Genomic DNA, 12,471 nt, shown 5'->3' on the forward strand with positions numbered 1-12,471 from the left:
GTGTGGAGCTGACCGGTACTAATAGGCCGAGGACTTGACCTCAAAGCTTTCTTGCTCGCGTCCACTAGGCAATTCTGAGACAGCAAACGGCGTTGTTCGTTTGACAGTTTCATAGGGTTACGGCGGTTATGGCGGGAAGGAAACACCCGGTTACATTCCGAACCCGGAAGTTAAGCTTCTCTGCGCCGATGGTACTGCACTCGGGAGGGTGTGGGAGAGTAGGTCACCGCCGGACAATCTTTTGGGAAGGGCTCCGACTTCGGTCGGGGCCCTTTCTGCGTTTACGGGGAATTCTGTGGCGGTGTGCTGCGATGAGGTGCCACACGCGAACAGGGTCGTTGCCAGTGGCCGAGGCGGCCTTCGCTCTGCTCCGCCCTCGACCGTCCGGCGGCCGATGGCCGAGGGGCCGGTGGCGGGTAGCACGTACTGCGCGGCACTCTGAGGCCCTCGGCGACGCCGGGGGTGCCGAACGTTCTGGCCCTGAGGGGGCGGTGCTCTGCTGTGGGTGTTGGGCGAGGTCAGGGTTGGTCATGGACCTTCCAATCTCGCTAGGATACTCAACGTAATCGCGTCACTCTGTATGGGTGACCGCTTCTCCCCCTTCCAAGCAGTCAGCGCGCCGTAGTCGCCGGCTACTGGTGTGGACGTTCACGTCGATCTCCGTCGGGTTGGTGGCCGCGGGGGTCGTGGGGATCTTCGCTGAGCCGTTACAGCTGGAGCTTCTGGACAAGCGGGCCAGCGTCGTCAGCATGTTCGTGGGTGTGGCGGGGTTGTTCATCGCGGGGGTCGGGCTGTGGGCGCAGCTGCGGGCCGCGGTGGTGGCTTCCGATGACGGTGATCCTGCCGGGGGTGCCGGGCGGGCCGGGGGCGGTTCGGGGCAGGTGGGCGCTGGTCACGGCGGTTCGGGGCCGGCGGATGCGCGTCGGGGTGGTGCCGGTGGCGGTGGTTCCGGGGAAAGTGGGGCCGGGCGCGGTGGTCTGGTTCCGCCGGGGGCTGCTGAGGGCGCCAAAGCGGATGGGGGTGGGGGGCAGGCGTCCGGGACGGCCGTCAGTGGCGACAGGTCCACGGCGGTGACCGGGGGGCATGTCGAGGTCATCGGTGATGTGCATCTGCCGTCTCGGCCGCGGGTGGCGACGCGGCCGGTGCAGCTCGCGCCGCGGCCACCGCAACTGGTGGGACGCGACGAGACCGTGGCGGAGCTGCGGGAGCGGCTGCTGGGGAGCGACGTACGGCCGGCGGTGGTGGCCGTGCACGGGCTCGGCGGCGTCGGCAAGACCAGCCTGACGCTGGAGTACGCCTACCGCCTCCAGCAGGAGTACGACCTCGTCTGGCAGTTGCCGGCGGCCGAACCGGCGGTGTTGTCGGCGGCGTTCGCCCGGCTGGCGGCGCTCATGGGCTTACGGGAGCTGGGCGCGGACGCGGCGGACCCGGTCGACCAGGTGCATGCCGCGCTGGCGGCGCGTACGGACCCGTGGTTGTTGATCTTTGACAACGTGCCGGAGGCCGAGGCGTTGTTGCCGTTCCTGCCTCCGGTGGGGCCCGGGCATGTGCTGGTCACGAGTCGTTCCGGGCGGTGGCCGCGGGATCAGGGGCTGGAGCTGCCGGTGCTCGATCTGGTGAGCGCGGCGCGGCTGCTGCTGTCGAGTTCGGGGCAGGACGACGAGGTGGCGGCGGCCGACGTGGTGTCGGAGCTCGGGGCGTTGCCGCTGGCGCTGGAGCAGGCCGCGGCCTACATGTCGGAGACCGGGCTGGCGCTGTCGGAGTACCTGGATCTGCTGCATCATCAGCGGGCCGAGTTGCTCGCGCAGGGGCAGGCGTGGGGGTATCGGGAGCGGGTGGCGTCCACCTGGCAGTTCGCGTTCGAGCGGCTGGCCAGGACGAGTCCGCAGGCCATCGCGCTGCTGCGGCTGCTGTCCTGCTACGCGCACGAGGCGATTCCGTCCCATCTGTTGTTGTCGCCGTTGGAGCGGTGGGCGCCGCGCGAGCTGTTCCGGGCGGACGTGCAGCGGCGGCGGGCCTACGGGCGCATTCCCGGGCCGCCGGCGCGGTTGCTGCGTGACGTGCATCCGAGCGTGCTGGTGATGATGCGGGCGCTGCCGCGTGACACGCTCAGGATCAACGCGGCGTTGACCGCGTTGCGGCGGCACAGCCTCATCGGGCCGCCCGTGGACGGCGCGGTCACGGTGCACCGGCTGGTGCAGGCCGTCACGCTCGACCAGCTCTCGCGGCGGGTGCAGCGTCGTTGGCGAGAGGTGGCGGCGGTGCTGGTGGAGGCCGTGCTGCCGGACGATCCGGGGCAGAAGGCACGCTGGCCACGGTACGCGAGGTTGCTGCCGCACATCCGGACGGTGCTCGGCCCGACCTCGCCCGGCATGGACAAGACGGCCCGGTATCTGGGGGCGAGTGGCGATTACCGTACGGCGAGGTCGTTGTTTCAGGAGATCGCCGCCGCGCTCGCGGCGGCGCTGGGCCCGGAGGAGGGGGCCACGCTGACGGCCCGGCACGAGCTGGCGCTCTGGACGGGCGAGGCGGGCGATCCGACGGCGGCCCGCGACCAGTATGTAGCGTTGCTGCCTGTCTATGAACGGGTGCTCGGTCCCAGACACCCGCACACCCTGACAACCCGGCACAACCTCGCCCAGTGGACAGGCCGGGCGGGCGATCCGGTGGCGGCCCGCGACCAGTACGCGGCCCTGATCCCCATACGGCGCTGGGTGTCGGGCCCCGAGCATCCGGACACGCTGACCACGCAGGCCAACCTCGCCCAGTGGACCGGCCAGGCGGGGGACGCGGCCGCGGCCCGCGACCAGTACGCGACGTTGCTTCCGGTACGTGAGCGGGTGCTCGGGGCCGGGCATCCGGCGACGGTCACCACGCGGGAACAGCTTGCCCACTGGACGGCCCGTGCCCGCCCTTAAGGGGCGAGGGACCGCCGCAAGGGCCGGTCCGGGGAGCCGGGGCGCGAGGGGGCGAGCCTGCCCCTCGCGCCCCGGCCGCTACTGGGGAAGGACGAGGAGGGCGTCGCCGACGCCGCGCTCCACGCCGTCCGAGGGCCGGTTGACCAGCTTGTTCGACACCACCATCGCGGAGGAGCCGCCGCCGTCCAGGTTGATGGCCTGGACCGCGCCGAGCCAGCGCATGAACTGGGCGGCTTCGTGGAAGTTCGCGCCGATGGTCACGCCGGGCTGGCGGCCGTCGATGGTGGCCAGGATGAGGCTGCCGTTCCTGGTGACGCCGAGCAGGGTGCGCGGGTGGCGGCGGAGGATCATGTTCACGGAGTCGTGGCCGTCGCGCTTGGCGGTGATCTTCACGCGGCCGTTGCGCACCAGGCCGACGCCGCCCGCGATCACGTTCAGGTCGGGGGTCAGCTTGAGGGCTTTCCTGGTACGCAGGTCGGTGACCTTCGTGTCGATCTTGACCGTCCAGCCTTCCCAGGCGTGCTCGTCGAGCCATTCGGCGGACGTGCCCTGGCCGTGCAGGACGCGGGTGCCCTTGGCGATGGCAGCGCCGCTGGTGCGCACGGCGACCGCCTTGCCGTTGGCGTCGAGGACGATGTCGGTGCCGCCGGCGGGGGTCTTGGCGCCGTACTCCTCGGTGTAGAGGACGGCCTCGTCGGTGGCGGCGGCGCGGTTGACGCCGTTGAGGACGAGCTTGTCGCCGTCCTGGGAGATCGCGGTGACGTCGGTCTTCAGCTCGGTGATGCGGGCGGTACGGCCCTGGAGCACGACGGCCGAGCGGCCCGGTACGGCCTCGCTGAGCAGCCGGCCGGCGACCACGGAGGCGCCGACGGGCTCGCCGCGCAGGTTCTTGGCGGTGTGGATGTTGAAGAAGCCGCCGTTGACGCCGACCACCGCGTTGCGCGCCTTGGCCATCGAGGAGACCGTCTCGCGCTTGGCGACGCTGGTGCCGAGCGAGGCGGCGTACGAGCCGCGGAACGTCCCGGCGTCGATCATGACGACCTTGGCGTCCCAGGGGCCGGTGGTCTTCAGGCCGTCGTCGCCGAGGTAGTCGACCTTGACCTTCAGGCCCGCGTCCTTGAGCGTCTTGGCGGTCTCGTCGGCCTTCGCCTTGTCCTTGAAGGACCACAGGCCCACGCGGACCATGTAGACCGTCTGGGAGGGGGCGTCGGCCACGCTGGGCCGGATCACCTTCTGCAGGCTGGGCGCCTCCCCGGCCGCCTCGACCTCGGCGACCTTGGCCTGGGCGGTCTCCAGCGCGCCGTAGTCGCGGCCGCTCGGCATCAGCACGGTCACCGTGTAGCCGTCGGTGGAGCTGCCGGCCTTCACGTCGTACAGGTCGATGCCCTGCGTCACGGCGGTCAGCGTCTTGGTGGCGGCAGGCTGGGCGCCCAGCGGGAAGTTGGCCGACGGGAACTTCACCGCGAGCCGGCCCGCCGAGGCGGGCAGTGTGGTGATGACCGTGAGCGTGGCGGCTATGGCCAGGCCGCCGGCGAGGGTGCGTCGCGACATGAACTCTCCAGAGGGCGGAAAAGGGACCGAACTATCCTGGCGAGATCAAGGTCCCGAAGTCAGCCGAACGCGCCAAACGGCTCAAGAGGTTACGAGATTGACACCCATCTCAGATGATATTGAGTTATGACACGTACTCGCGTGCGGAGGTCTCCCCGCTGCCGGGGGAGATGCGGACGGTGATGGGGTTCTAGGCGGACTGCCGGGACTGGTACACCTTGCGCAGCGTCTCGTGCACGATCCACGTCGTACGCGCGCCCTCGGCCAGCAGGCAGACGTCTCCCGGGCCGACCTCGATCGTGGTGCCGCCCTCGACGGCGATCGTGGCGCGGCCGGACAGCACCACGAAGATCTCGTCGGTCTCGACGTCGGTGACGACGCCGGGCGTGATCTCCCAGATGCCCCGGCCGCCGCCGAGCTCCAGCGACGACGTGGCGGGGTCGCCGGCGACGATCTGCTCGGGGGCGAGCTCGTCGGGGGTCAGCCGTACGTCGTGCACGGGCACGGAGAACGCGCCCGCGGCCGCGATCATGCGGCCGAGGTCTTCGAGGTCGGGCATCAGGACATCGGACATGTTGCTCATTTCACCAGGTCGGCGAGGCGGGCGCCGTCGATTGCGCGGGCTGTGAAGCCGTTCGCGCCGGTCATCGTACCGGCGGCGACCATCGCGTTGACGATGGCCTCCTCCGTTGCCTCGATCGCGGCGTGGTAGAGCGGGTCGAGGCGGGCGTCGGCCAGCACCTTGACCTCGAACACGCCGGGGCCGCCGGCGTCCACGGCGTTGGAGGGCAGGCCGCGGTTGCCGGTGGCGAAGCAGATGAAGCCGTCGCCGCTGGAGCTCTCGCCCGCGCCGCCCGTCCTGGCCACGCCGAGGCCGGCGCGCTGGGCCAGCTTGCGGCACTGGTGGGGCAGCAGCGGCGCGTCGGTGGCGACCACGGCGATGATCGACCCCGCGCCCTCGGGGCCGCCGGGTACGGGCACGTCGTCCATGACGATCGGGCGGCCGTTGACGGTGAGCCGGTCGCGGCGGCCGTGGTTGGCCTGGACGAGCACGCCGACCGTGTAGCCCCCGGCCACGCGGGACGCGGTGCCGATGCCGCCCTTGAAGCCGTGGCAGATCATCCCGGTGCCGCCGCCGACCGAGCCTTCGGGCACCGGGCCGGACGAGGCGTCGTGGTAGGCGCGTTCGACATGCTCGGGGCGTACGTGCTGGGCGTCGATGTCGTTGAGCAGGCCGTCCCAGGTCTCGGCCACGACCGGCAGCGACCAGGCGCCCGCGCCCCGGCCGCCGATCTCCAGGGAAACCAGCGCGTCGCGTACCACGCCGACGGAGAACGTGTTGGTCAGGCCGATCGGCGAGTGCAACTGCCCGAAGTCGGTCAGGTAGGGCAGGCCGGTCATCTCGCCGTTGCCGTTGAGCCAGTGGTGGCCGGCGTAGACGGGGGAATCGTAGGCCGACCCCGGGCCGGGACGTACGACGGTGACGCCCGTACGGGCGGTGCCCTCGGTGAGCGTGGTGTGGCCGACGAGGACGCCGGGCACGTCGGTGATCGCGTTCAGCGGACCGGGGGTGCCGGCGCCGACGACGATCCCGTGATCGCGAGCTCTCAACGGTTCTCCCTGCGGAAGGATTCCAGCGCCAGCAGCGCGACGTGCAGTGACAGGCACGACTCGACGTCGTCGAGGTCGGTGTCGAGGATGCGTTCGAGGCGGCGCAGGCGGTCGTAGAAGGCGGGCCTGGACAGGTGGGCCTTCTGCGCGGCCACGGCCTTGTTGCGGCCGGCGTCGAGGTAGGTGCGCAGGATCCGGGTCAGGTCGCCGCCGCGCTGGGCGTCGTGGGCCAGCAGCGGGCCCAGCTCGCGTTCGGCGAACGTCTGCAGCCGGGCGTCGTCGCGCAGCAGGTGGAGCAGGCCACGCAGGCGCAGGTCGGGCAGGCGGTAGAAGGCACGGCCGTCCGGCTGGCGGACGGCCACGTCCGCGACCTGCTCGGCTTCGAGGAAGCTGCGCCGTACGTCGCGGATGGACTCCACCACCGACCCCGCGGCCAGCACGAACGCCGAGCCGGGCCGCCACAGCACGCGCAGCCGCTCGGCGAGCGCGGTGAGGGCGGGCTCGGCGTGGGTGCGCGGCGGGAGCGGCAGCAGGACGCCGATCCGTTCCTGGTCGAGCGCGCCGACCAGGGCGGGCAGGCGGGCGTCGCGGCACGCGGCGGCGGTGGCCTCGGCCAGCTCGCCGAGCTGTGCCTGGCCGTCGAGCGCTTGGTCGGCGGGTTCGGTCGGGCGGATGACGACGCTGATCAGCTTGCGTCCGGTCAGCGGCACGCCGACGGCGCGGGCGCGGGCCGCGGCCTCGTCGGGGTCGGCGTAGGCGTGGGTGAGGATGCCGGTGATGATCGTGCCGTGGGCCTGGCGTTCCAGGGACTCCTGGTGGCGTTCGAGCAGGCGGCCGAGGGCGAGCGTGGTGGCGGCGCGTTCGGCCAGCACCATCTCACGCGGTGTCGGTGGGGTCTCGCAGAGCAGGATGAGCCGTCCCCAGTCCTGGCCGCGCGCGCCCACGGTGGTGACCAGCCAGCCCGAGGCCGGGTCGTACGCCGTGCGCTCGGCCGGCGCCACGCCCCGCGACCTGCTCTCCCACCCGGCCAGCAGCGCGCCCGCGTCGCGCCCGGCGGACTCGCAGGCCAGCACCTGGTGGGCCAGGTTCTCCAGCAGCACCGGGCGGCCGGACAGCCGGGCGACCTGGGCGAGCACCTCGGCCGGCGAGGCGCCCTCGACCGACAGCTCGGTGAAGACCTCGTGCAGCTGTTCGGAGGCGCGCAGCTCCTCAAGCTGGATGTCGATGATCCGGGCGTGCACGGACTCGGTGATCTGCACGAACGGCGTCTCGCGGGCCAGCACGATGACCGGCAGGCCGTGTTCCTCGGCCGACTTGACCACCGCCGGCGGCAGCTCGCTCAGGAACCTGCGGCCGAGCTCGACGATCAGCCCGGAGGCGCCGACGGAGGCGAGCTCGCCGATGTAGTCGGCGAGCTTCTCCGGGTCGTCGGGCAGCGCGACGCCCGTGGTGAGCACCAGCTCGCCGCCGCGCAGCAGGTGGGCGATGTCGGCGATCTCGCCGACGTGCACCCACCGCACCTTGCTGTCGAGCCGGTCGGCGCCCGCGACCACGCGCGGGCTGCCCCGGCGTACGGTCTCCAGGGCGAGGACGTCGGCGATGGTGGGCAGCACGGGCCGAGCCTAGCCGATCAGGCTGTAAAAACGGTCATACGACCATATACACACTGTCACAGGTTGAACTCCTCCTCGCGGTACTCGCCCTGAGGTTCGCGCACCCGCAGCTCCACCCGCCGGATCTTGCCGGAGATCGTCTTCGGCAGGTCGGCGAACTCCAGCCGCCGCACCCGCTTGTACGGCGCCAGTTCCCTGCGGCAGTGCTCGAAGATCGACCGCGCGGTGTCGGCGCCGGCCTCGTACCCGGGCGCGAGCATCACGTACGCCTTCGGCACGGACAGGCGTACCGGGTCGGGGGCGGGCACGACGGCCGCCTCGGCCACGGCCGGGTGCTCCAGCAGCACGCTCTCCAGCTCGAACGGCGAGATGCGGTAGTCGGAGGCCTTGAAGACGTCGTCGGTCCGGCCGACGTAGGTGATGTAGCCGTCCTGGTCGCGGGTGGCGACGTCGCCCGTGTGGTAGAAACCGTCGCGCATGGCCTCGCCGGTGCCGCCGACGTACCCGGCCATGAGGCCCAGGGGGCGCGGGTCGAGCGGCAGGCAGATCTCCCCGTCGTCGCCGGGCTCGCCGGAGATGGGGTCGACGAGCACGATGTCGTAGCCGGGCAGCGGGCGTCCCATCGATCCGGGCTTGACCGGCTCGTCCGGTACGTTGCCGATCTGGGCGGTGGTCTCGGTCTGGCCGTATCCGTCGCGGATGGTGATGCCCCACGCCTTGGCGACCTGGTCGATGATCTCGGGGTTGAGCGGCTCGCCCGCGGCCACGGCGGTGCGCAGCGGCAGCTTCCAGGCCGCCAGGTCCTCCTGGATGAGCATGCGCCAGACGGTCGGCGGCGCGCAGAACGTGGTGACGCGCTCGTCGCGCAGCACCTCCAGCAGGGCTCGGGCGGAGAAGCGTTCGTAGTTGTGGATGAGCACGGTCGCGCCGGCGTTCCAGGGGGCGAACACGTTGCTCCAGGCGTGCTTGGCCCAGCCGGGCGAGGAGACGTTGAGGTGCACGTCGCCGGGGCGCAGGCCGATCCAGAACATGGTGGACAGGTGGCCGGCCGGGTAGGAGGCGTGAGTGTGCTCGACCAGCTTGGGCTGGGAGGTCGTGCCGGAGGTGAAGTAGAGCAGCAGGGTGTCCTGCGCCCTGGTGGGGGCGTCGGGGGTGAAGTGCTCGTCCGACTCGTACGCCTCGTGGTAGGGCAGCCAGCCGTACGCGTCGCCGACCGCGATCCTCGTGAACTCGCCGGCCCCGAACTTGCCCGCGTCGGCGGCGTTGGCGATCACGTGGGCCACTCCGCCGCGTTCGAGGCGTTCGCCGATGTCCTTGGCCGTCAGCAGGGTCGTGGCCGGGATGATCACCGCCCCGAGTTTCATGGCCGCCAGCAGGGACTCCCACAGCTCGGTCTGGTTGCCCAGCATGAGCAGGACGCGGTCGCCCCGGCGTACGCCCTGCTCGTGCAGCCAGTTGGCGACCCGGTTGGAACGGGCGGACAGCTCGGCGAAGGTGTAGGAGACCCGGCCGCCGGGACTGACGATGGTCAGGGCCGCGGCCTGCGGCGTCTCGGCGGCCAGCACACCGTCGAACCAGTCGAGCGCCCAGTTGAACTCCTCGGCCCGCGGCCAGCGGAAGTCGCGGCGGGCCGTGGCGTAGTCGGCGTTCAGGAGAAGGTCGCGGGCGGCGCGGAAATCGCTCATGCCACGGATCCTGCTACGTCACCAGCCGCCGCTCAAGGCCGTCGAGCACCGACACGAGCCCGAAGTCGAACGCCGTGGCGCGGACGACCGCCGGATCCTCGTACGCCTCCATGGCCAGGCTCTCCAGCATGTCGGGGAAGTCGGCCGCGGCCTTGGCGACCAGGCCGCGCATCTCCTCGGCGTCGTAGTCGTAGTCGCCGACGGTGACGTCCCAGGCGATCTCGGGGAGGGTCATGCCGTAGACGAAGGCGGTGACGGCGGCCACGGCGTAGTCGACGTCGAGGCCGCGGAAGCCGGCCGCCTTGAACACCTTGCGCATCCGGTCGGAGGCCGTCAGGGCATGGGGGCCGAGCGCGGGCACGTGGCCGAGCAGACTGGCCGACCAGGGGTGGCGCAGCATGACAGCGCGCATGCTGTAGGCCCAGGAGGAGGAGGCGTCGCGCCAGCCCACCTCGTGGGCGTCGGGGACGGTCATCTCGGCCCAGATCTGGTCGTAGGCGAGTTCGAGCAGTTCGTCCTTGTTGGCGACGTACCAGTAGAGGCTGGTGGCGCCGGCGCTCAGCTTCGCGCCGAGCTTGCGCATGCTCAGACCGGTCAGGCCCTCCTCGTCGAGCAACTCCATCGCCGCCCTGACGATCTCCTCGCGGCTGCGGGCCGGGGTGGCGGCCTTGCGGGGCTCGCGGAACCAGACGGAGGTGAACTGCTTGCCGGTCATGCCTCAAGGATAAATGCTCTCGCACAGTGTGCGAGAGTTGTCGTACGCTGTGCGGGTGACCTCGAACACTGTACGAGACCCCCGACGCTGGTGGGTCCTTGTCGTTCTCTGCCTGTCCTTGCTGGTGCTGACCGTGGACGGCACCGTGCTGAACCTGGCGATCCCGTCCCTGATCGAGGAGCTGGGCGCGACCCCGTCCGACATCCAGTGGATCCTGGACGCCTACGTGCTGGTCTTCGCCGGGTTGCTGCTGACCGCCGGCAGCCTGTCCGACCGGTACGGCCGCCGCCGCTTCCTCGTCATCGGCCTGGCCTTCTTCGGCGGCGCGTCGCTGCTGGCCGTGCTGGCCGCCGAGCCCTGGCAGGTGATCGGCGCGCGGGCGCTGATGGGGGTCGGCGGCTCGATCCTGATGCCCTCGACGCTCTCCATCCTGATGACCGTCTTCGAGGAGGACGAGCGGCGCAAGGCCATGGCCATCTGGGGAAGCGTGGCGATGCTCGGCGTGATCGCCGGGCCGACGCTGGGCGGTTTCCTGCTGGAGCACTACTGGTGGGGCTCGGTCTTCCTGCTCAACATCCCGATCGCGGTGCTGGCCATCGTGGCCGCCTTCGTCCTGATGCCCGAGACCCGCAGCACCGGACGCAAGGTCGACCCGGTGGGCGTGGTGCTCTCGATCGTGGGCCTGACCTCGGCCGTCTACGTGATCATCGAACGGGAGTGGAACATCGCCTTCATCGCGCTGGCGGTGGTGTCGCTGGCCGCGTTCGTGATCTGGGAGCGGCGGGCCGAGCACCCGATGTTGCCGCTGCAACTGTTCAGGAACCGCAACTTCAGCGGCGCGTCCTTCTCGATCCTGCTGATGTCGTTCGGCGCGGGCGCCGTGATGCTGATGCTGACCCAGTACCTGCAGTTCGTGCTGGGCTACGGTGAGCTCCAGGCCGGTCTGGCCATGCTGCCCCAGGCGGCGGCGGCCGTCATCTTCAACGGCGTCGGCGCGGCGCTGGGCAAGAAGGTGTCCAACCGGGTGCTGATCTCGGCCGGACTGGTGGTCATGTCCGTCGGTTTCGTGGTGATGGCGCTCACCACCGGCTACCTGCCGCTCATGGGCGGGCTGGTGCTGATGGGCGCGGGGGCCGGCCTGGCCGGGCCGTCCGCCTACGCCTCGCTGATGGGGGCGATCCCCCTGGAGCACGCCGGCGTCGGATCCGCGCTCAACGACACCGTGCAGCAGGTGGGGCTGGCCATGAGCATCGCCGTGCTCGGCAGTGTGCTGGCCGGCGTCTACACCTCGGAGATGCCGCTCGACGCGCCCGCGGCGGCCCGCGAGTCGATCGGCGTCGCGGAGCGGCTCGGGCTCGGCGAGGTGGCCGACCAGGCCTTCACCACGGCCGTGCACTTCGGGTCGTGGGTCGGGGCCGGGTTCAGTGTCGCCGCCGCGCTGCTCGCGCTGGTCGTGCTGCGCCCGGCCGCCCCCGTCGCGGCCGCTCCCGAGCTCGCCGAGGTCTAGCGGACGCGGGGCTCACGCATGCTCTCCAGGCTGTCGAGCTTGTGCACGCGCTCGTCGTGGCCGATCTGCCGGAGCAGGTCGGCCACCGAGCGGTAGCGGCCGTACTCGTCGGCGTACGTGCCGGGGTCGGGGACGAAGTCCAGGTCCGGGTTCTCGGCCACGAACGTCATGTACTCGTGCTCGGCGTGGTCCTCGAACTCGGCGTTGAGCCGGTAGCTCCAGTCCGGCCGGACCAGGAACAACATCCACGACACGTGGTAGTAGAAGAACGCGATCAGCCAGGGCGCCGCCTTGTGCAGCAGCAGGCTCTGACGCTGCCCGGCGCGCTGCACGAGGTCCTGCACGATCAGCAGGTGCCACTGCTCGTTGTCCTGGTCGGCACGGGCCTCCACGATGCGCTCGAAGACCCTCCTGGCCAGGGCCGAGCGGCCCGCGTGCCGGTGGACGGCCCAGTAGCCCATCCGCTCCCACGCCTGGTACGGCACCCGGGCGATGATCTCCAGCATGGCGAACTTCGTGTACGAGCCCTTCTTGCCGTACAGGAGGTCGACGGGCTTGAACATCATCCGCGCCAGCAGGCTGTAGTTCATGCGCGGTGTGTCGAGGGTGTCCTGCTGGGCGCGGCGGAGCTGGTCGCGGTCGAGCTTGGGCGGCCCGGCGGGCGCCTCGGGGCGATGGTCGATGGTGACGGTCATGTCGGTCTCCTCGGTTCGTCGATGATCCGATGGTGGCCGAGCGGGCCCCGCCGGGTCGTCGCCCGTGAGTGGTCAATCGCCGTGCCTCTGGGGGCGTACCGAGGGTCCGGCGCGTACGCCGCCAGGCGCACGGGAGATCCCCTAGGGGGAGGACTTACAGCTTGTAAGGTGATTTG

The 12,471-nt window shown here is 71.0% G+C and carries 9 protein-coding genes and 1 rRNA gene; 3 read left to right on the forward strand and 7 right to left on the reverse strand.

Going from position 1 to position 12,471, the window contains the following annotated elements:
• Positions 1-118 precede the first annotated feature (118 nt).
• Together rrf and IEZ27_RS47285 are read left to right on the forward strand one after the other, a co-directional pair.
• Positions 119-235, forward strand: a 5S ribosomal RNA gene (gene rrf, locus IEZ27_RS47280).
• 868 nt (positions 236-1,103) lie between these two features.
• Positions 1,104-2,918, forward strand: a complete 1,815-nt coding sequence (locus tag IEZ27_RS47285; RefSeq protein WP_189653234.1) for a tetratricopeptide repeat protein — start codon at positions 1,104-1,106, stop codon at positions 2,916-2,918.
• A gap of 78 nt (positions 2,919-2,996) precedes the next feature.
• Here IEZ27_RS47285 and IEZ27_RS47290 read toward each other — a convergent pair whose 3' ends face one another.
• The 6 genes from IEZ27_RS47290 to IEZ27_RS47315 form a co-directional block, all read right to left on the reverse strand.
• Positions 2,997-4,469, reverse strand: coding sequence for a phosphodiester glycosidase family protein (locus IEZ27_RS47290; RefSeq protein WP_189653235.1), 1,473 nt, complete (start codon positions 4,467-4,469; stop codon positions 2,997-2,999).
• A 190-nt stretch (positions 4,470-4,659) separates the two neighbouring features.
• Positions 4,660-5,043, reverse strand: a complete 384-nt coding sequence (locus tag IEZ27_RS47295) for a cupin domain-containing protein (protein WP_189653236.1) — start codon at positions 5,041-5,043, stop codon at positions 4,660-4,662.
• 5 nt (positions 5,044-5,048) lie between these two features.
• Positions 5,049-6,080, reverse strand: a complete 1,032-nt coding sequence (locus IEZ27_RS47300) for a DmpA family aminopeptidase (protein ID WP_189653237.1) — start codon at positions 6,078-6,080, stop codon at positions 5,049-5,051.
• Positions 6,077-7,693 (reverse strand): PucR family transcriptional regulator, encoded by a 1,617-nt coding sequence (locus IEZ27_RS47305; RefSeq protein WP_189653238.1) that lies wholly within the window; start codon positions 7,691-7,693, stop codon positions 6,077-6,079. The genes IEZ27_RS47300 and IEZ27_RS47305 overlap by 4 nt, the downstream gene beginning before the upstream one ends.
• Positions 7,694-7,749: 56 nt before the next feature.
• Positions 7,750-9,378: an AMP-binding protein gene (locus tag IEZ27_RS47310; protein ID WP_189653239.1), complete on the reverse strand. Its 1,629-nt coding sequence runs from the start codon at positions 9,376-9,378 to the stop codon at positions 7,750-7,752.
• Positions 9,379-9,391: 13 nt separating this feature from the next.
• A complete protein-coding gene (locus IEZ27_RS47315) occupies positions 9,392-10,093 on the reverse strand; it encodes a TetR/AcrR family transcriptional regulator C-terminal domain-containing protein (RefSeq protein WP_189653240.1) in 702 nt (233 codons plus the stop codon).
• 55 nt (positions 10,094-10,148) lie between these two features.
• Between IEZ27_RS47315 and IEZ27_RS47320 the strand changes: the two genes are divergently transcribed.
• A complete protein-coding gene (locus tag IEZ27_RS47320) occupies positions 10,149-11,600 on the forward strand; it encodes an MFS transporter (protein WP_229824992.1) in 1,452 nt (483 codons plus the stop codon).
• Here IEZ27_RS47320 and IEZ27_RS47325 read toward each other — a convergent pair.
• Positions 11,597-12,295: an alternative oxidase gene (locus tag IEZ27_RS47325; protein WP_189653242.1), complete on the reverse strand. Its 699-nt coding sequence runs from the start codon at positions 12,293-12,295 to the stop codon at positions 11,597-11,599. The two genes, IEZ27_RS47320 and IEZ27_RS47325, sit on opposite strands and share 4 nt — an antisense overlap.
• Positions 12,296-12,471 lie beyond the last annotated feature (176 nt).

It is taken from the genome of Nonomuraea spiralis (genome assembly GCF_014648435.1).
GTDB lineage: Bacteria > Actinomycetota > Actinomycetes > Streptosporangiales > Streptosporangiaceae > Nonomuraea > Nonomuraea spiralis.